The sequence below is a fragment of the Arsenicibacter sp. R0_47 genome (assembly GCF_057652235.1).
In genome coordinates, this window is record NZ_JBYFCJ010000030.1 from 25906 (window position 1) to 45486 (window position 19581).

Below are 19581 nucleotides of genomic sequence, written 5' to 3' on the forward strand. Positions count from 1 at the left end.
TGAATCCATGATTTTCAGACGAAGTGTATCATTTATCGCCCTATTGTTCAGCTTACTGGCTGTACCGATGGCCTGCCAGCAGCGCACCGGCGACGCGGCAAAACCAACCGGGGAAGCCGAGCATCCCCACGAAGAAGGCCCGACGGATGTGGTCGAACTGACCGACGATCAGCGACGTATTGCCGCCATAGCAGTAGGCAGCGTCGAATACCGCAACCTCGGCCAGACGCTACAGGTCAATGGCCGATTGGCCGTGCCGGCTCAGAGCCAGGTGAACATCACGGCCCTGCAAGGCGGGTTTGTACGGGCCATCCCCCTGCTACCCGGCCAGCCCGTGCGGAAGGGGCAGGTCCTGGCCCGCATTGAAAACCCCGACCTGATCGGGGTGCAGCAGGAATACGCCGAAACCCACAGCCGCCTGACGTACCTCGAAGCCGAGTTTGCCCGCCAGCAGGAACTGAGCCGCGAGAACGTCAGTGCCCTGAAGGTGTTGCAGCAAACCACCGCCGATCTGAGGGCGACCCGCGCCCGCGTGACGGGGCTGGCCCAGCGCATCCGGCTGGTGGGCCTGTCGCCCCAGTCGGCATTAGCGGGAAAATTCAGTGCCGGCTACGTCGTTACCGCTCCCGTGGCGGGCGTCGTGACCGACGTACCCGCCGTGGCCGGGCAGTACGTGCAGCCCGCCGACGTGATTGCCCGCCTTACCAGCAGCCAGGGTTTGTATGCCGAACTGACGGTATTCGAAAAGGATTTGCCCCAGTTGCGCGAAGGCCAGCGGGTGAGCATCGTACTCAACAACGAAGGGGGCCGGGAGCGTTTGGGACGCATCAGCTTTATCAACCGGGCCATCGACGCAGACCGTTCCGTTCGGGTGGTTGTGCGGCTTGACCAATCCGATGCCCGGTTGGTGCCGAACACGTTTCTGAAAGCGAGTTTAGACCTCGGTAACAGCCGGGTTACGGCCCTGCCCGAAGGGGCCATCGTGTCGGCGGAGGGAAAAGATTACATCTTTATCGAGACCGACGATCAGGCAGCACATCACCACGAGGAAGGAGAAGCTGAACAGTCAGAGAAGGAAGAGCATGAAGCATCCGATCCACCGTCGCGGTTTAAACAAATACCCGTGCGCCGGGGCGTAACCGAAGGCGGCTATTCGCAGGTGACGTTGCCGGGCAATCTGGATATAGCGAAGTCACGGGTAGTGGTGAAGGGGGCCTACGCGCTGCTGTCGCAGCTCAAAGCGGCCAGTGGGGAAGAAGAAGGACACGCGCACTAAACAGACAGGACGATGGACAGTATTCTGATTGGTAGCCTGACCCTGAGCCTGCTTCACGCGCTGATTCCCAGCCATTGGCTCCCCTTCGTCACCATTGGGCAAACCGAACGGTGGAGCCTTCGGCAGACGTTGACGGTAACGACCATTGCGGGGCTGGCTCACACGATTAGCACGACGCTGCTGGGTGTACTGGTGAGCCTGGCGGGCTGGCAACTGGCCGAAAACTACCACGACCTCTCGGAGCGAGCCATACCGCTGTTGCTCCTGGCGTTAGGATTGTGGTATTTGATGCAACACCTGCGCCACCGCCACGTGCATGACCACATCGATACGGACACAGCGCGGAAAGCGCGTTCGTTTTCGGCCCTGCTACTCTCGCTGGGGCTGGCCATGTTTCTCTCGCCCTGTCTGGAAATCGAAGCGTACTTCCTCAGCGCGGGCGCGAAGGGCTGGTCGGCGGTACTGCTGGTAGCCCTGATCTATAACGTCGTCACGCTGTCGGGAATGCTGGTGATGGTCGCGATTGGTCGGCGGGGACTGCAACGGGTGAACCCCCACTGGTTCGAGCACTACGAAAACCTGATTACCGGCCTGACCCTCGTTGGGCTGGCGATTCTCAACTTTTTCATTGAATTCTAAGCGAAATGGCACACGACCATAGTCACGACCACGAGGGACACAATCACGACGACGTAGACCTCATTGAAGCAGGGACTACCCCCGCAGCCGACGCGGCCCCGGCTAAAGAAGGGCCGTTCCAAACGGTACGTACCTACGCTCCGGCTATCAGTAGTCTGGTGCTGCTGCTGGGCGGCATCGGGCTGGATCAATACGCGCCGGGCTGGTTTGGCGACCCCTGGCGACTCATCTGGTACGTCGTGGCGTACCTGCCCGTTGGCTGGCCGGTGCTGCGCCGGGCGTGGAGCAGCATTCGCCGGGGGGATGTCTTCACGGAATTTTTCCTGATGAGCGTCGCGACGCTCGGCGCGTTCGCTATTCGCGAATACCCCGAAGGCGTGGCCGTGATGCTGTTCTACACTATCGGCGAACTGTTTCAGGAAGCCGCCGTGCTGCGGGCGCGTCGCAGCATCAAAGCCCTGCTGGACGTGCGGCCCGACGAGGTAACGGTGCTTAGAAACGGCAACGCCCAGGTAGTGAAGGCCGCGACGGTGGCCGTCGGCGAGGTGATCCAGATCAGGCCGGGCGAGAAAGTCGGGCTGGATGGGACGATGCGCTCCGACTCGGGTACGTTCGATACGGCGGCTCTGACGGGCGAGAGCGTTCCGCGCACCATCGGGCGGGGCGAAGCGGTGCTGGCAGGCATGATCAACCGGCAATCGCTGGTGGAGATGGACGTAACGACTCCGTATCAGGATTCCAAGTTGTCGCGCATCCTGAAGCTGGTGCAGCAGGCGACAGGCCGCAAGGCGCAGACTCAGGAGTTTATCGCCCGCTTCGCCAAGATATACACGCCCATCATCTGTTTGCTGGCCGTGCTGATTACGGTACTACCGTATTTCTTCGTCGCCGACTACCGCTTGGCCGACTGGCTGTACCGGGGGCTGGTGTTTCTGGTGATCGGCTGTCCGTGTGCGCTGGTGATCTCCATTCCGCTGGGCTACTTCGGCGGTATCGGGGCGGGGTCGCGGCAGGGTATCCTGTTCAAAGGCTCGGTATTTTTGGACCTGATGACGCAGGTCAAAACCGTTGTCATGGACAAGACCGGTACGTTGACGAAGGGCGTGTTCCGGGTGCAGGAAGTCAACCCCGTTGGTATCGACGCGGGTACGCTGGCCCGGCTCACGGCGGCATTAGAAAGTAAATCAACCCACCCGGTCGCGACAGCGGTCATCGAGTACGCCCGTGTAAACGGGGATGATAACGCCTTCGGGAACGTACCCGTCGAAGCCGTCGAGGAGATTGCCGGGCATGGGCTAAAAGGACGCGTCGATGGGAAAGAAATGTTGGTGGGCAATGCCAAACTGCTCCGCAAGTTCGGGGTAGCGTTCGACGAGGCACTGACCCGGATTCCCTACACGGTGGTGATGACCGCCCTCGACGGGACATTTGCGGGCTACTTTACCATCGCCGACGAAGCCAAACCCGACGCTACCGACGCGGTCAAACGGCTGCAAGCCGAAGGCATTCGCACCGTGATGCTGTCGGGCGATAAGTCGGCTGTTGTCGAGATAGTGGCCAAACAGGTAGGCATTGACGAATGGCACGGCGATCTGTTACCCGAAGATAAGGTAGCCCAGGTAGAACGGCTCAAAGCAGAGCAAGCCGCTAACCCAAAGGCGAAGCGTCGCCCGGCGAAGCTGGCTTTCGTGGGTGATGGCGTAAACGACGCGCCGGTCGTGGCCCTGGCCGACGTGGGCATGGCGATGGGGGGCCTTGGCTCGGATGCCACTATCGAAACCGCCGATGTAATCATTCAGAACGACGAACCCTCTAAAATTGCTACGGCGGTGGAGATTGGCCGGGCCACGCGTCGAATTGTCTGGCAGAACATTACGCTCTCACTGGTAGTCAAAGCCATCGTGCTGGTGTTGGGAGCCGGGGGCGTAGCCACCATGTGGGAGGCTGTCTTCGCCGACGTAGGTGTGGCGATGCTGGCCATCCTGAACGCCGTGCGGGTGCAGAATCTGAAATTTGATGGAAAGTAGTTAACACACACCAGCCCTGTCCCTACAGGGCTGGCCTACCTACACACTCAATGGAGACGTACATCAAACCGAATTTATGGCTTATTTTTCTGTTATATGGCGGTATTGTACTGGTACTGCCCACCTACCGGGTGTGAAAGCAGACCGGCATCAACCCACTAACGTTTGGCAACACTGACTCGGCGCATGATTACGCAGGGCGGGTTTTCAAGGTACTGATGGGCCTGTTGCTGGGTACGATTCTGGTGTATTGCTTTACCGACGGGTATGGCTGGTTAACTCCGATTCGCTGGCTGGAGGGACCTAAGATCGGGGCAACCGGTGTTGGACTGGTCGCTTTGTCGCTGTTGTGGATTATGCTTGCCCAGCACCAGATGAATCAGTCGTGGCGCATCGGTATCGATGAGGCTCATCCAACCACGCTGGTTACCACCGGCATCTTTGCCTATTCCCGCAACCCAATCTTCCTGGGTATGCTGGTCGGCATTGGCGGGCTGTTTCTGGTGCTGCCCAATGCCGTTACGCTGTGCCTGTTGGGCGTGGGCTATGTGGTCATGCAATTACAGGTACGTCTGGAGGAGGAGTTTCTGGAACGACAGCACGGGGAAGCGTATCGGGCGTACCGAACCCAGACCCGGCGTTGGCTCTAATCAGCACGACTCAACGCAGCTTGTTTGGGGTGTTTTGCCGGTATCAGTACCGTTAAAGATGTCCAATGTATTCTGATTTTCAGATAATTAACAATAGAAAAAATGAAAACTACACTTTCTGTCCTGCTGCTTTCCCTGCTTCCCCTGTTGACCCAGGCCCACAGCTATTGGCTCGAACTGAAAGGTGCCGGTAAGGTGGGTGAACCCATGACGGTGCAATGCTACTTCGGTGAACTCGAAAATGGTCTGCGCGAAAAAGGTTCTGTTTTGAACGGTATCAAAGCTTTCACGGCCTCAGTGTTGCTGCCCGATGGCACCACCGAGCCGCTGACATTAATCCCCGCCGAGAACTGCTATCAGGTCCAGTTTACGCCTAAGCAGGCCGAATTGCAGCGTTGCTACAAATTCACCGAACAGGAATGCCACTTCGCCGATTGGTCGAAAATGCAAAAGGGTTAATCGAATACAGGTTGGGGCGCACCGCTTCAGCCTGTTTTTTTGAAACATGGACGCTCCACCTGACTGATGGGTGAAGACAAAAGCGCAGTCCTTACTAACCCAAGATGTGCAACAATTTATTTACACGTACCCAGGATGTCTGGTTGTTTGGCAATTCGGCCAATAGCATATGGCCTTCATTATCAACACCAGATCAGGGTGACAGCGCATGGCGACCTCGTCAGGTGATGGATTGGGAAACCTTTTGGCGGAGAGCCAGCAAGGTCAATTGTATTCTGCCTAAGCGGCTGGTGCTCCTGGCGGATGCAAGTGCCCTGTCGCATGAAATCATCTTTCAGATTCAGCAGTACAGAGCGCAAAATGCCCTGTTTTCGCCGGTCATCCATTTTGATAAACCGGACTTGTGCAAGTTCATTCACACCTTCAATAGTGATCTGGCTGGGTACTGTGCGGCCACCGATACCAACGAAGAAATGGGGCGGCTTCTGAGGGCGGTATGCGCCGGAAAGCATTACTACAGTCCGGGCTTTTGCCAGATGGTGGAGGATTTGGGCTTTCCTATCGCGAGAGGAGACGATGATGAATACATAAAAAATTAAACAAAAAACTAATGAATCTATTAGTAACAACCGTGAAAAATAATCTTATTTGCACCGCAGGGGCTTGCTTACCAGGCCCTCTGCTATGCGAATATGGAACAGAAACCCAAACTTCTTTACGAAGACATCTACGGCCTCTTTGAATTTCGGGGCATCAAACAAGGCAAAATCGCCGAGGTGATGAAGATGTCTTACAACAATTGGTACAAAACCAAACAGAATCACCTACGCAATTTGAGTCTCAATGAAATAGGAGAATTGGCCATGTTCCTCGATTTACCACCCGAACAGGTGTTTAGTCTGTGTTTCGCTGTCTATAAACGAGCCTATCTTGAGGAACAAAATATGCCTTTACCCGAACCGTCTAAGGCGTAAACGTTCTGACCCGCTGGAAGCGGGTTTTTTTACGCCCATCTGGGTATAATCAAAGGGGATTGGGCGAAGATAAATAGGTAAATCAAAGAGGATTTATAAAGAGCAATTTATTGAAAATCAGAGTTTTATGTATATAAAGTAGGCTGTAAATTTAGGTAGTGAATCAGCGAACGACTTAACTAACCCCGCTGAGATTACGGCCCTTATGACTTGTTTTTGCAGCCCTGCCCGCGTTCGGTTAGCCATCGACAGCCGCATCAACCGCGACCTTATCGCTACGGCCCGAGAGCAGGGATTTGTGTTCAGCAACCCGCCCGAAGACTTCCTCATCAGGGAGCGCGTGGCCGTCGCCGACTTAGAAAATCCGGCCTTCATGTGTACGCCCGACGTAATGCACTGGTTGATGGGAAAGGCCATCGAAGCCACACTGTTTCAATTATATCTGTCCCGCCGAATGCGTCAATAAGCCCCCTACCCTACTTTAAACACCCTATTCATTCTGATATGACAAAGACTATGAACCCCTACGTACAAACCCTGTACGACCAAATTGGCCCTATGGCTTTCTCGATGATGGGAGCCAAACGTTTCCACGTCGATAACCGGGCAAACTCGTTAAGGTGGCAGATAGCCAACTCGAAAATCAAAAGTGTTACTGTTCGCTACGACATCACCAGCGATTTGTACGAAGTTTCGTTTCTAACTGAGACTGCTAAAACCATTTCCGAAATTGTCATCGAGCAGGTAGAAATAGGTCAGTTACACGCCACTATTGAGCGGATGACTGGATTACGGCTTTCTCTTTCCCGTGTGTATGCGTAACAGAATACTTATCTTTGAGTATGAGAGCACCCTACAGCGAACGCGCCAAAGCTATCCTGAATAATCCAGACACAGCCAAACAACTCACAGAATGGCTAAAAAGCGGTCAGACGACCGGCAAAATCCTGTACATAGATGAGCAACAGCAACCCAGAACTGTTATCGCGAGCCGTACTAATCGCCCCGAAGCTACGCACGGCGACGAGCCAAGACTGTTGACGTTATGGGAGCGAATCAAAGGATTTATGGCTGTCCTGCTTGGTGCTCTTGTCAATCCGTTTGGGTCGTGAGCGGTGCCTTTACGGCACCGTTTTTTTAATCAAGGGGTGCTGAAAATTTGCATTAACATAGTGGAGTTGAAAGTGTTATGTCTTTGATGGTGAATTAGTTATACTGTAATTGATTGGCTATTTTTATATCAGCAAACGGCCTGACGGTAGGGCCGTACAAAACAACAAAACTTGCTGATCGCCATGCGCAAAGCCAACATAAACAACCAACTTTTAACCACTGATTCTTGGGACACGATTTGCTTTCCCGTCAAGTCCGTTCCCGCCCGTGACATCCTGCCCGACCCCTACCGGGTCGTACCTACCGACCAGCAGCATTTTATCGTCGGCACCATGCCCAGCGAAGAACGCCAGATTTTTGCCGCCCAGTCGCCCCGCTATTCGCTCATTCCAAACGCAGTTATTCGCGATGCTGTTACAGAAGTGACGGGTATTGAGCAGCCCGTACATATCCGCTACAGCCGTAACGGTGAGTACTCGATTAATATCATTCTGCCCGACGAAACGACCGTAGGTCCTAACGACGTGATTCAGCGGCAACTGACGTTTACTAATTCGTACACGGGTAAGTCTCAGTTTACCATTCAGGGTACGGAGATGAAGCGGGTACGGGAGCAAAAGGTACGGGTAGCATTTTACCGTCAAATCTGTTCAAACGGTATGATGGGATGGGCCGACGAGTTCGTAAGCCTTGACCAGTACCTTGATTGGCTCGTGACGGGTCAAACGCCGGAGAAAGCCAAAGTAAAGGGCTTGGAATGGGTCTATGAAAGTGCCGAGACCTTACGAGCCTATCAGCACATCTTTACCCACCGGGGTATCAACCTGAATCAGTTCCGTGCCTTTCTGGTCAACTTTTTGCGCGACTTCCTACGCTACGCGCAGGACTGCCCCAGCCCTACGCAGGACGTGTTTAGCGTGATGCAGGACACCGCCGTAACCGACCGGCAGGAAGCCGCCCGACTGGTCCGTAAAGTGGGTGTTTCGCAAAAATTGGTTGATGCCGCTATGGAACGTATGGCCACCGAGGAATGCGTTTTAGGCTCCGGCCCCAACGCTTGGCTCCTGTACAACGGCGTAAACCACGCGCTATTCAATGGTAATTCGGGTCTGACGCTACCCGCCCGTTACGCCCTTGATGAAAAAGCCTTTCACGCCATAGCTGCCCACTACATTTTGTAGAAAGCAAGCTGACTGCCTTTAAGGGCAGTCAGTGAGGAACAAAGGGGTAGATTGTTTATAATTTTCAATGATTTCCAGACAATTATAACTTCAGAATTTTATCATCTAATACAGCTTAGTCAAGGATGGTTCTCGCCCAACTATCTTTCGACCAGATGGTCGCCGGGCAGGTCGCTCCTCGAAGAGGTTATTTGGTTACGAAATTTATAGAACTGTTCTTGTGCGAACTGGTACGTTTGCTTCGTGTCTATGATAGGGGCCGGGTACTCCTGACCGATCCGGCACCCAGCGGTCTGTTGTTCTAACGCTGGCATCGTCCATGGCTGGTGAATGTACCGCGTCGGGCAGGCAACCAGTTCAGGTACCCACTGCCGGATGAATTGCCCCTCAGGATCGTGTTCCTGTGATTGCTTGACGGGGTTATAAATTCGGACGGGCTGGCGATCACTGGCCAGAATTCCGGCCTGTAGCTGAAGCTGAGCATAGTGGATCCCCGGTTCAAAATCCGTGTACTGACGGGCTAAATGCCAGCCCCCTTCCTGCCAGTGCTGAAACAGATGGTGCGTCAGAAACGAAATCAGCAGGGCCCGCATTCTAAAGTTGACATAGCCCGTAGCAATCAGACACCGCATACAGGCATCAATTAGTGGATAACCTGTCTGACCCGTTTGCCAGGCCAAAAAATGCGCTGGGTTCACCTGCTTTTCAAGGGCATCGAAAGCGGAGTGCTTGTTCTCGAACTCGATGCGCTCATCGCGCTCAAAGAGTTGAATGAAATAACTTTGAGCACGCAGTCGGGAAATGAACAGGGCCGAAGGGCGAATGCCATTGCTGCCATTAGGGGGACGAACCGCCTGCTGGTAAGCCTGATATACCTGTCTTGCGCTTAGACAGCCCCAGGCCAGATAAGGCGACAGGCGGCTCCCACCCCGCCGACTCTCCAGCGGTTTGGAAATGGAGTTTTCGTACTGAGCAATCCGTTGGGCAAAGAAACTGGTCATATAACGGTGGGCGTTACGTTCTCCGCCAGGCTGAAACTGGGGGTCGGTCTGCTGCCAGTCATCAGGCAGGGCAGGCCCCCGCTCGACTTCGTACCAATTGGCGAGTAGCCGAACCGGTTGCCAGCGAGTAAGGTCAGGCTGTTGCTGGCACTGCTGCATGGTTCGGTCCCAATTTGCCTGAACGCCTACACCGGTTTTTAGCCCCCGCCGGACCGCATTGCTCTCATACTCCCGCCAGTCTAACCTATGCTGCTGGCAGAAACGAGCTACTATCTTATCGCGGTCATAGGTGATCCGCAGGCCGGTTTCCTGGTGAGAATACAGGGTATGAATGGTAAACTGACGATGTAAGGCGGTCAGCACGTCGATCACCTCTCGCTGAAACAGATAAACGGGAGCAGTATAGGTTATGGGCAGGTCCATCAATTGCCCGTTTAGATCTGTCAGCGATTCATAGACAAACCGCCAGTGCCGCATGGCGTAATTTGGGTCTGCCATGACCGACGGCTCGAAACAGTATAACAGCAATAGCGGTCGGCCCGATTGCTGACCGGCTTCGATGGCAGCTTTCAGCGGCTCGTGGTCACGTAAACGTAGGTCACGCTTGAACCAGAGGACATTGATACCGGAGGGCTTATTCATGACTGATACGGGCTGCTGAGAACAGAAAGCAGGTTGAGCGGAAGAACGGCAATGCACCTCAGGCCGCCTGTGTCAGTCCTTTCAAAACATGTTCTTGGTAGTATTCGCACAGATGGGTTAGTGGGCATTCCTCGCAGTGGGGCTTGCGGGCTACGCATACTTTCATGCCGTGTTGAATCAGCCATTCGTGGGCGTGGCGTTTGAACTCAGCGGGCGTAATCTGGTTGAGTTGATCGGCTGTGGCGTTGGCAGTGGTGGCCTTTACCATGCCCAGCCGATTGACAACCCGAAATACGTGCGTATCGACGGCGATGGCTGGCTGCTCAAACACAAAATTCAGCATGATGTCAGCGCACTTACGACCAATGCCGCTCAAGGTCAGCAACTCCTCCTTCGTTTGAGGAATCTGTCCGTGGTACTGGTCGATGATTTGAGCAGCCATCGTTTTCAGATTTTTCGCTTTCCGGTTGTAGTGAGCCACCGACTGGATGCGGTGAACCAGTTCCTGCTCATCCATATCGCGTAGCTGCTCGAACGTATGTACCGTCTCATAAAGTGCTAAAGCCGCTTTAATAGTCCGTTTCGAGGTCGTCATAGTCGATAATGCCACCGATACTAAACTCCGGAAAGGTGTGTCTGAGAGTCCATTAGTCATCCACTCATCGTCGGTTTGATCGAAGGTTGTGTAAGTATGGCTCAGAATTTGGTAAGCTTCTGTAAGTTGATCGGATTTCATATAACTATTGATTTTTATCTAAATATATAACACACTGACACTTTTATTTGTTTTGTCAGTGTGTTATATATTTTGTTTTGTCTATCATGAACCGTCGAACCGGCAGTATCTTCGACTAATCATTGCATATAATGGCTAAACCTGATGTGAAAGAACCCAACCTGCGCACGGTCATTTTGGAGCAGGCGACCAAACTGTTCAAGCTGTTTGGATATAACAAACTGGTGATGGACGATATCGCCCGGGCGGTGGGCAAGAGTCGCAGCACACTATACTTGTATTTCAAGGACAAAGAGGAAATCTTTTCCACCATCGCCGAGGGAGAAATCAAGCTATACCTGCACGAACTGATCAGCGATTTGCCCAATCACCCGACAGCCGCCGACCAGCTACGGGCATATTTTCGTATAAAGTTTGATTTCCGTCACGCTAAGGCTACCGAATTTTTGACCATGACGCGGGAGGGCTATCCTGAACTGCTGGCCAAGATGCGCCTGCACACTGACCCACCAGAAATTGCCCACTTAACTGGCATTATCCGCTTCGGCGTAGCCAACGGCGAATTCGAGCCTTTGACTGATATGCAGATTGAGCTGATGGCCAATATGATGGTCAGTGCGCTGCATGGAATTGCAAACGACCTAACAGCACAGCCCGAAACCTCCGATGTAGTTTCAGTGCATTCGTTACTACAACTACTATTTGTCAGCGGTCTGGAAAAAAGGACTTAGCGTAACTACATTCAACATTAAATTATCGATCAACAATTGATTGTAACCTCCTATCCTTTTCGCTCTTTGAAGACAATCCCGAACTCTGCTACCTCGCAATCGACCAATAGCTGAATGTCTTCTTTCACCCGGCGGTAGTTGTCCTGAAGCAACTGGGTCTTGAACACCTGACGCATGGCCGGCGTCGTGTCGGCTGGTTCAACGCCGTACACGTCCCGTATGATGCTGTCAAGGTCCAGCATGGGCGGTAGCTGATGAGCTTTTTTCATTTGCTGCTCTTCCACACCTATGAATGCTTTAAACGTTTTCAGGTCGAACTCTTCGCCGAAGTTGTCGACGAACTGCCCCACAAACTCGCCCTGCTTTAGGCGCGAAATCTTGGCCGCCGGGATCATCTCTGTGAGTTGCTGCGATACGTTGATGGTCGTATCGTTTTTCGAGTACGTAATCGACTCTTTGGTTTGATTGGTTTTGCCAAACCGGCGCGAAAGTTTCTCGGCCGTTTCGTACACGACCGTACCAGCAAACACATTTGCCCCCAGGTTCATGATGACTTTGGCTTCTTTCTCTCCATAATCGCGGGTCAACTGCTCAAAATCCTGGATGCCCAGCCAGGTGGCCACCTTGTTGGAGCGGGCCGTGGCGATGAGCAAGTCCAACCCTTTCAGAAACATCGTGGGTAGTTCGTCCCAAAACAGGGCCGATTTCAGTCGCCCTTTCCGGTTGACCAGCTTCATGAGCCGGGCGGTGTAAAGCGAAAACGCTGTGCCGTATATGGCAGTACGTTCGGGGTTATTGCCCGTACACAAAATCTTGGGGTCGTTGGGGTTGTTAATGTCGAGCGTGAAGTCGGAGCCGGTCATTACCCAATACAGCGTCGGCGATGAAAGGCGGGCCATCGGAATCCGCACTGACGAAATCTGTCCTTCCAACTGCTCCATCGCGCCCCCGTCGCGGGCATCGATGAACGGTCTGACGTAAATCTCGACTTCGGGGTAACGCTCCATGAGCGCGAACGTCTCGTCGTACCGCCGGTTAATGAACTCCAGCGTGTGGGGGAAGGTGCAGCATTTAGATAGCCGGGCGTAGGTGGCCAGCCTTTGCGGGTTTTGCTGGTTGGCGGGTTTGGCTTCCTCCACGGCACAAAGACCCCGATACTTCAGGCTGACAGTCCGCAGATACCAGAGCACCGACGTCAGGAAGTTGATGGCCGATTCTGGGAAAAATTCACCCTGCTTCTGCGCCCACGTCCGGTTCAGGTTGAGCATGACCGTCTGAGCCGCTTCGTAGGCATCCATCACGTCGGTCATGCCGTCGGCGTCGATGGGGTTACAGCGGTGCGAATACTCGATGTCATCGAAGTTCAGTACGTAGAACTTTGGAATGAGCGGATCGTTCCGGTGTTTGCGGTCAGCTAATTGGTCGGCAGGTGTCCAGGCGTAGGTGTTTTCAGCAATAGTCTTGCGGTAGGCGTTGTAAGCTTCCAGCGTCAGGTCTGGAAACTTGAAGTCATACACGTAGGTCACGTACCCCTTGTACATACTCTGCCAAAGTGCCTGAATCAAGATTGCAAATGTCTTCCCCGACCCCTGAAGGCCCAGCACAATCACCGAGCGGAACGGATTGACGATGTTGACCAATCCCCGTCGCCATGCTCCTTTGTAGGCATATAGGGTCTGGAAGTGAATGGAAAATTCATTCTGCACCAGCGTTTCATTCTGCGGAAACTCCTCGTTGGTGTCGTTGAAGATGTCGTTCGGACTGCGGGTAAACAGAATCCGCGAGAGATACTGCCCGCCTTTTATCAACTGCATGGTGCCGGCCAGCGTCAGGCCGATGTACAGCACGTCCACAGCCAGTGGAGCGACAAGGGCTTTGGCGTAAAGCAACGGCACAGAACCCAGGAACAGCAACAACCCGACCGAAGCATAGCGCAATACCTGGTGCCGACCAATCGAGGGGTCGATTTTCCCTTTCGAGCCGATGGCGTACAGAAACAGTAGTAGCAGCACCAGTGCTTTAGTAATCAGCGGATTTTTGAACAATTCCAACCGTTCGTTTAATATAGATAGACCGCTATAAAAATATTCCTGTAGCCAGCTATTTGAATAGACAACTTCATAGCAATACCATAAGCAGTGCAAAATCAGTAGTCCGATAGCTGCAATGATGAAGAGTTCGACGGTTTGGGTGTGTCCCTCCCGTTCCTTGTTGGTCATTTCGGGCATGATAAATTAGCGTGTTTGGGTACGTTGTTGCTGTTGGTAATGGGCCACAAAGCGGATGGCCAGCGTGAGGTAATCGGCAGGATTTACCGCCCGATGATGCTTCAGGACGCAGTAATGAAGATGCACCCCGGTGGCCCGGCCCGTACTACCCGTTATGCCGAGCGTTTCGCCGATCACTACCCACTGACCAGCCCGCACCGAGGTCAAAGCCAGGTGACCATACACGGTTTGGTAGGAGTTGCCGTGGTCAATTTTTACGTAACGCCCCAGCGTGCTACTATAGCCGACCGTAGCCACCAAGCCCGAAGCCGCCGAGCGAACGTATTGATGTGGCCCGGCAATGTCGATACCATCGTGGTGGCGCAGGGTATGCAGAGTAGGATGCTCCCGTAGCCCAAAACCCGACGAAACCCGATTGCCCGACCAATCACCCAGTGGAGGCAGGCATGGAATCCGCTGCGCTCTTTCCGGTGAAGCAAAGAACAGTTTAGAAAAGGCAGTCACCACCTGCTCCGACGTGGCCTCCCCCACCCACTGATCCAGCCAATGCGGGTGAGTCGATTCCGATATTGTATGGGCCGCAAACAGGTCTATTTCTCTACTCTGATTTATTGCCGTTGGGTAATTCGACCCACTCAGCGTCAAGCTAATAACAGCCCCAATTAGGCCGTTTCTATGCAGTCCATAACGTATTCTTCTCTTTGCCATCGGGCAAAATTAAACCGCAAAACGCCAAAATATTTAATTAATTAAAGTAAATTCGATAAAAAATTAAACTAAAGCAATGAAAAAAAGTAATGAAGCTGTTTGCCCGCTATCACACGAGCAGGCCAGTCGGCTGGTTCAGCTTTTCGCCCCGTCGTTCGATGCCTGCTTAGCCCAGGCAGCAGACAAGGCGGGAAGACCGGTGGTATGGCAACCGGTGCTGACGGACATCCACGAACAGGTTGTCCACGCGCTTAGTCCGGTACTAATCGAGAATCGGCAACAGCCCGGTGAGGTCTCCCCTACCCTATCGTTGACGCTGCTCCCCCCACCCACCAGAGATACCCGGTTGCAGCCGGTGCCGGGACAACCCCTTGCCCCCGACTCGCTCACGCCCACCGTTAAAACCAGCCTTTGATGCCCATGCAGTATCTGGAACAACTGGAAGTACGATGGGGGCGCGAGCGCATTCATCAGGCGATTCAACCGCTGTTTATCGGTGATGGCGAAGAGCCGGGCGACCTGCCAATCACCGTTCTGAATGCGTCGGTCAACGACCCGGAGCTTTGGCAGCATCTCACCGACGAGGAGCGCGAACGGCTGTATCTGGCCTTTATGGAGCTTCAATATGACCTCTCCGAACTGGCTACCGATCTGCACCGGGCCAACGAACCTGACCTGGGTGGTTTTGAACTGACAACCCCGTAACCCCTTTCCGTTATGAAGCAAAAAGCACAGAACCGTGCCACCCGCGAGCAGTTGGCTATTCTACGCCAGTTAAATAAAGCCGGGGTACGTTACGTAGCATTTGGCGATTACGCCATGAACGCCATCGACCCGGCCCGTGCCATTGGCAACGTGCAGCTCTGGGTCGAGCCGACAAAAGCCAACTTCGAGCGACTCGACAAAGCCATTCAGGAGGTCTATGGTCCGCGCGTACTTACCCGTACCAAGCCCGAGTTGACAGAAAACCCTCAACCGCGAAAGATGCTCACGCTCGGCGACGGTCCGCAGAAGGTAGGGCTTTACCCTGCCATCAACGGCTTTACGCCGGATCAGTTTGGCGAACTGTTTTCGCGGGCGCAGACGAACCGGGCCGCGCTGATCACCAACCGGGGCAAGCTGGACGGTTCGGTGGCGTATCGCCAATTGGCCGTCCCCGACCTATACCAGAACGTGCGCGAATCCACGGCCTACCACAAAGCGTGGAACATTCAGACGCTGGAGAAGTATGCCGACGATTACCGTATCGACCTGACCCCGGTCCGGCCCTCGTCGGCGACACAAACGGCCCAGGAATCGGCCAAAGCTTCCCCCACGAATCGGGAAGCGACGATTACGCCAGCCCAAAATGCCCAGAAGGAGCCGCAGCCGACACCAAAGCCCCGTGGTGAAAAGTTGGTGCGGGATTTCGATGCCATCAAGCGCGAGCTGGATCTGGAAGTGGTGCTGCAAGATTACGGCTTCGTGCTCGATGCCAAGAAGTCGAAACCGAGCGACGAGTGGCTCATTTATGAGCGGGGCGAGAAAGGGTCGAAGGAACGGCTGGCCGTTTATACCGGCGACAAGTACGGGCAAAAGATGTTTGTCGACATGAACGATCAGCGGGGCTGGCGGGGCGACGTGATCAAGTTTCTGGAACGAGTCGAAAACGGCATTTACCGGAACGTTTTTAAGGCTGTCGACCGTATCATGTCCTCCGCCGACTACGTACTCGAAAAGAGCGTTACGTCTCCCCTGAAGCAGGTAAAGGAAAGCCTGATCGACACGAAGCTTCGGGAAAAAGACCTGCACAATCGGTACGCCATCGCGCCCCTGACCGACACCCGCTATCTGGAAGGACGCTCGCTTCATAAAGACGTACTCTTTTCGCCGGAGTTCAACGGCCGCATTCACAACATTGCTTACACGACGGAGAAGGGCACCACGCATCGTAATACTTCCTTCCCGATGTACGCCCAGGATGGTCACCTGGTGTCGATGGACATTCGTAACGAACGCTTCAAGTCGTTCCCTTCCGGGGAGCGCGGGGAAGCCATGTGGCACTCTAACCGGTTCTACGAATTGAAAGCCCCATTGGCCATGCATGATAAACCTGACCTTCCTGCCGGTACTGTCGGTACGGTCGTTCGGCTCAGCCCCGAAACGGTTTCGTTCAATTTTGTGCAGGAGGGAAAGCCGCAGCAGGTGCAGTTACCGCTCGAAACCGCCCGCCCGGCCTTCAAGGAGGTGCCCGCCCAGCGCATCCTTGTCGCTGAGTCTGCCATTGATGCGATGTCGTTCAAGCAACTCAACCCTGAAGCCGAGGGCGAACGTCGGTTCTACATGGCGACGGGCGGGCAACCTGGTAGCCGACAGATGGGCTTTATCCAGAAAGTGCTCGACCGCAACCCGCAGGCGCAGTTTGTGATCGCGCAGGATGGCGACAACGCCGGTCTTCGGTTCGCCATCAACTACCTCGCTCTGCAACACCCCGCTGCCGACCCGGCCCTGCGCGTCAAACCGGACATTGCCTATTCGGGGCCGAACCTCCCTCCTAACCCACTGGCTAACGTGCTCGGGCCAAAGTTTGCCTTCGACCCTGAGATAAAAACATTCAGCGACGTGCTGAAGCGGTTCGACGTACCCGACGGCAACCTGTCAGAAGGGCATAAACTGGCCATCAACCACCAGGCCCGCTTTAAAGAGATCATGCCTGACGACTACGTCAAGGTTTCGGTCGAGATGGTGCAGTCGGTAATTCCGGCGTTCACGTATGCCAGGGCTTACGGCATTCCGATGCCGGAAGAGGCCGGAAAACTGGCTCAGTCGGAATATATGCAGATGAAGGTGGGTAACGAGTTTCGGGTGGCGCGGGAACGAGCCATGATTTCGCCCGACGAAATGGAGCAGCGCATTCAACACCATAAGGATGCCAAGTTGGAAAAGGATTTGTATTCGGGCGTGAACAAGTTGGAACTGGAGCTACGGCAACCCCTGTCGCCCGGTGGGGCTGGTGCCGACATCGCGGGCGGCAGAAACGAAGCGTTCCTCCATCGTTTCATGGACGAGATGAATCGCTTTACCAAGCAGTTCAACTACAACAATGACCCGAACGACAAGGAAAAGCGAGTGCAGGAGTTTCAGCGCGAAACCTTGGTCGATCCTGATCAGGGTCAGGCTGTAACCCGCACCCGGATTCACTTCCCCAACGACGGTCGACTGCTGGTGAAGGCACTCACGCTGCTTACCGACGAAATCAACAACCGACAGGGGCAGTCGCTCTATCACGTTGTGCGACCCACCCGGCAGCAGAAAGACTTCAACGACATCCTGCAAAACCGCCAGGGCGAGGCTCTGCCCGATTCGAGTCCGCTGAAGATGGGAGCTCCGCCCCTCATCAAACCTCACACGGAGATAAAGGCGGAACAGACCGCTCAACGCGAAACGGTTCAATCTGCTTCGGAATCAGCCCGCACGTACAAAGCAAAACTGTGATAATGTCTCCGATTTGGGCAAGGCCGCTCCGGTCTTGCCCGAACCAAATTCTTTAACCGATGACCTCCTCCCCTACTCACCCTGATATGGATACACTTTGCCCCGACCGGCCCAGGGCTGCTCCGACCAATAAGTTTTATTCATCGAATCCGTATTGGAGTCGTGGCCCCAAGCCATCCGCCGAGACAGAACAGGCCAAACCCTCGAAGGAAGTACCCTCACTCCCGGTTTCGCAAACCGATGACCTGCCTCCCCACTTGATTGCCGGTCTGCTGGAAGCTATTGAAAAAATGGGTCAGACGCAGCAGGAGCAATTGACACGCCACCTTACTGAGTGGCTACCCCAGGTTCCGGCAACCCTTACCCCTGCCCTTGAGCAGCATCTCGATAAGTTGGTCCCGAAGGTGGTCAGGGTAGAGCAGCCGGGGTCGGCGTTGCTTAAACTGGTGCGTTACCTAACGGGGGGGATAGCTGTCGCTGGTCTGCTGGTTGGTGGATTGGTCTTTGTCTCGCTGCAAACCCGTCAGCAGCGTGACACGTATGCCGCTGGCTACTGGCAGCACCGGTACGTGTCGGCTCAAACTGCCGTAGCCCGAACCGCTCCGTTGCAACGACTGCTGTCAGATGCCGATTCGCTTTACCAGTCTCCTTCCTTCAACGCTGAGTTGCAGCGGCTGGAAAGCATCCTCGATACGCGCAAGCAGCAGTACCAATTGTACTTACGCGAACAGGAGCTTACCCACTCAGGCCGACCATAAGGTTTACCTTAATTAAGCCATTAGCTGAATAGCCGACTACTTTTATAGTCGGCTATTTGAATAATCAAGGGGTTCTGAAACAGTTCAGGCAGAAAGCAGCCGAATCAAACGGGTTCACAAAGTGCTGTGTATCAGTAGTTAAGTAGTTGACTATTCAGATAGTTGGCTATCTTTGTAATGTTGAAACCGCGAACGCTTGGCCGGTGTAAGCCCAGGCACCAACCCCTTTTTTACGCTATACAGGTATGAAATCCTATCAGCAAGAGACCGTCAACAAACATGGTGAAACTGTAATCTCGGACATCTTCCGCTACATCGAGGGTGAGCCGAAGCAGTACCGCTACAACTCACAAACCGGACAGTTCAACATCGACGGGGACACCCCCGTTTTGGACAAATCGGGTAAGCCCATCAAGGAGTTTACGTTTCAGCCGTTTGTGTTCCGCATTTTCGAGGACGGGCTGTTTAACCGGAACCGCGAAGCGTGGGCCGAACTGTTCTTTATCGACGCGCTGAATTGCGTATCGAGCATCATGTTCAACGGCACTACGCTTACCGAGTTGCGGGGCGTGATGAAAAAGCTCATCTACGAAGGGAACGAACCGCTGAACCTTTGCGACGTGGTGCTGACCATCCGCCCGGAGAAACTAACCAGCAAAAACGACCCTACAAAGTCGTGGTTCATTGGCCGGTTCAGCTACCAGCTTGCCGACCCCGAAAGTGTGCAGCAACTTGCGGAGTACGCGGCAGACTGCCCCATCTACCGGCGCGATACGCTGAAACACACGGCGAACTACTTCAGTTTTTCGGAGACGTTCGCTTTACCCTCAACAGACGTAGTACCCGTTACGTTAAACGCAGGAGAACTGCCCCAAGCAGAGGTTGAAGCCGTGGAAGTCGTCTAAATTTATTTAGGTAGTCAGCTATTTAGATAACTGACTACCTATTTATTCAACTAATAATTCGCTATTTCTGCCTGATTCT

Annotated in this window: 21 protein-coding genes; 17 read left to right on the forward strand and 4 right to left on the reverse strand. The window is 54.1% G+C overall.

Annotation, left to right across the window (positions count from 1 at the left end; genetic code table 11):
• Window positions 1-7 precede the first annotated feature (7 nt).
• From AC23NW_RS29810 to AC23NW_RS29860, 11 genes are all read left to right on the forward strand, one after another.
• The gene (locus AC23NW_RS29810) at window positions 8-1276 is read left to right on the forward strand and encodes an efflux RND transporter periplasmic adaptor subunit (protein ID WP_019991115.1); all 1269 of its coding nucleotides are present in this window, start codon (window positions 8-10) and stop codon (window positions 1274-1276) included.
• Between the two features lie 12 nt (window positions 1277-1288).
• Entirely contained in the window at window positions 1289-1915 is a 627-nt protein-coding gene (locus AC23NW_RS29815) for a hypothetical protein (protein ID WP_019991114.1), read from the forward strand.
• Between the two features lie 5 nt (window positions 1916-1920).
• Window positions 1921-3942, forward strand: coding sequence for a heavy metal translocating P-type ATPase (locus tag AC23NW_RS29820; RefSeq protein ID WP_152126793.1), 2022 nt, complete (start codon window positions 1921-1923; stop codon window positions 3940-3942).
• 218 nt (window positions 3943-4160) lie between these two features.
• The gene (locus tag AC23NW_RS29825) at window positions 4161-4592 is read left to right on the forward strand and encodes a methyltransferase family protein (RefSeq protein ID WP_019991112.1); all 432 of its coding nucleotides are present in this window, start codon (window positions 4161-4163) and stop codon (window positions 4590-4592) included.
• Window positions 4593-4694: 102 nt separating this feature from the next.
• Window positions 4695-5051 carry a hypothetical protein gene (locus AC23NW_RS29830; protein ID WP_019991111.1) on the forward strand — a complete coding sequence of 119 codons (357 nt, stop codon included), beginning with the start codon at window positions 4695-4697 and terminating at the stop codon, window positions 5049-5051.
• Window positions 5052-5155: 104 nt separating this feature from the next.
• Window positions 5156-5650 carry a hypothetical protein gene (locus tag AC23NW_RS29835; RefSeq protein WP_019991110.1) on the forward strand — a complete coding sequence of 165 codons (495 nt, stop codon included), beginning with the start codon at window positions 5156-5158 and terminating at the stop codon, window positions 5648-5650.
• A 93-nt stretch (window positions 5651-5743) separates the two neighbouring features.
• Complete coding sequence (locus AC23NW_RS29840) at window positions 5744-6025, forward strand: hypothetical protein (protein WP_019991109.1); 282 nt, start codon at window positions 5744-5746, stop codon at window positions 6023-6025.
• A gap of 205 nt (window positions 6026-6230) precedes the next feature.
• The gene (locus tag AC23NW_RS29845) at window positions 6231-6491 is read left to right on the forward strand and encodes a hypothetical protein (protein WP_019991108.1); all 261 of its coding nucleotides are present in this window, start codon (window positions 6231-6233) and stop codon (window positions 6489-6491) included.
• A gap of 38 nt (window positions 6492-6529) precedes the next feature.
• A complete protein-coding gene (locus tag AC23NW_RS29850) occupies window positions 6530-6847 on the forward strand; it encodes a hypothetical protein (RefSeq protein WP_019991107.1) in 318 nt (105 codons plus the stop codon).
• A gap of 20 nt (window positions 6848-6867) precedes the next feature.
• Window positions 6868-7137 (forward strand): hypothetical protein, encoded by a 270-nt coding sequence (locus AC23NW_RS29855; protein ID WP_019991106.1) that lies wholly within the window; start codon window positions 6868-6870, stop codon window positions 7135-7137.
• 183 nt (window positions 7138-7320) lie between these two features.
• The gene (locus AC23NW_RS29860; RefSeq protein WP_487454170.1) at window positions 7321-8319 is read left to right on the forward strand and encodes a hypothetical protein; all 999 of its coding nucleotides are present in this window, start codon (window positions 7321-7323) and stop codon (window positions 8317-8319) included.
• A gap of 140 nt (window positions 8320-8459) precedes the next feature.
• Here the strand turns inward: AC23NW_RS29860 and AC23NW_RS29865 are convergent, their stop codons facing one another.
• The gene (locus AC23NW_RS29865; RefSeq protein WP_152126792.1) at window positions 8460-9962 is read right to left on the reverse strand and encodes an FAD-binding domain-containing protein; all 1503 of its coding nucleotides are present in this window, start codon (window positions 9960-9962) and stop codon (window positions 8460-8462) included.
• 58 nt (window positions 9963-10020) lie between these two features.
• Window positions 10021-10698 carry an endonuclease III domain-containing protein gene (locus AC23NW_RS29870; protein WP_019991011.1) on the reverse strand — a complete coding sequence of 226 codons (678 nt, stop codon included), beginning with the start codon at window positions 10696-10698 and terminating at the stop codon, window positions 10021-10023.
• A 131-nt stretch (window positions 10699-10829) separates the two neighbouring features.
• Between AC23NW_RS29870 and AC23NW_RS29875 the strand changes: the two genes are divergently transcribed.
• A complete protein-coding gene (locus tag AC23NW_RS29875) occupies window positions 10830-11429 on the forward strand; it encodes a TetR/AcrR family transcriptional regulator (protein ID WP_019991010.1) in 600 nt (199 codons plus the stop codon).
• Window positions 11430-11479: 50 nt separating this feature from the next.
• Here the strand turns inward: AC23NW_RS29875 and AC23NW_RS29880 are convergent, their stop codons facing one another.
• Both AC23NW_RS29880 and AC23NW_RS29885 read right to left on the reverse strand, forming a co-directional pair.
• The gene (locus AC23NW_RS29880; protein WP_019991009.1) at window positions 11480-13657 is read right to left on the reverse strand and encodes a YWFCY domain-containing protein; all 2178 of its coding nucleotides are present in this window, start codon (window positions 13655-13657) and stop codon (window positions 11480-11482) included.
• Window positions 13658-13663: 6 nt separating this feature from the next.
• Entirely contained in the window at window positions 13664-14302 is a 639-nt protein-coding gene (locus AC23NW_RS29885; protein WP_245581712.1) for a M23 family metallopeptidase, read from the reverse strand.
• 139 nt (window positions 14303-14441) lie between these two features.
• Between AC23NW_RS29885 and AC23NW_RS29890 the strand changes: the two genes are divergently transcribed.
• The 5 genes from AC23NW_RS29890 (at window position 14442) to AC23NW_RS29910 (ending at window position 19502) form a co-directional block, all read left to right on the forward strand.
• The gene (locus AC23NW_RS29890) at window positions 14442-14780 is read left to right on the forward strand and encodes a hypothetical protein (protein ID WP_019991007.1); all 339 of its coding nucleotides are present in this window, start codon (window positions 14442-14444) and stop codon (window positions 14778-14780) included.
• Between the two features lie 5 nt (window positions 14781-14785).
• Window positions 14786-15070, forward strand: a complete 285-nt coding sequence (locus AC23NW_RS29895) for a hypothetical protein (protein ID WP_152126791.1) — start codon at window positions 14786-14788, stop codon at window positions 15068-15070.
• Between the two features lie 12 nt (window positions 15071-15082).
• Window positions 15083-17839: a toprim domain-containing protein gene (locus AC23NW_RS29900; RefSeq protein ID WP_019991005.1), complete on the forward strand. Its 2757-nt coding sequence runs from the start codon at window positions 15083-15085 to the stop codon at window positions 17837-17839.
• Between the two features lie 59 nt (window positions 17840-17898).
• Window positions 17899-18597 (forward strand): hypothetical protein, encoded by a 699-nt coding sequence (locus tag AC23NW_RS29905; RefSeq protein WP_152126790.1) that lies wholly within the window; start codon window positions 17899-17901, stop codon window positions 18595-18597.
• Window positions 18598-18842: 245 nt separating this feature from the next.
• Window positions 18843-19502 carry a hypothetical protein gene (locus AC23NW_RS29910; protein ID WP_019991003.1) on the forward strand — a complete coding sequence of 220 codons (660 nt, stop codon included), beginning with the start codon at window positions 18843-18845 and terminating at the stop codon, window positions 19500-19502.
• Window positions 19503-19581: the final 79 nt, after the last annotated feature.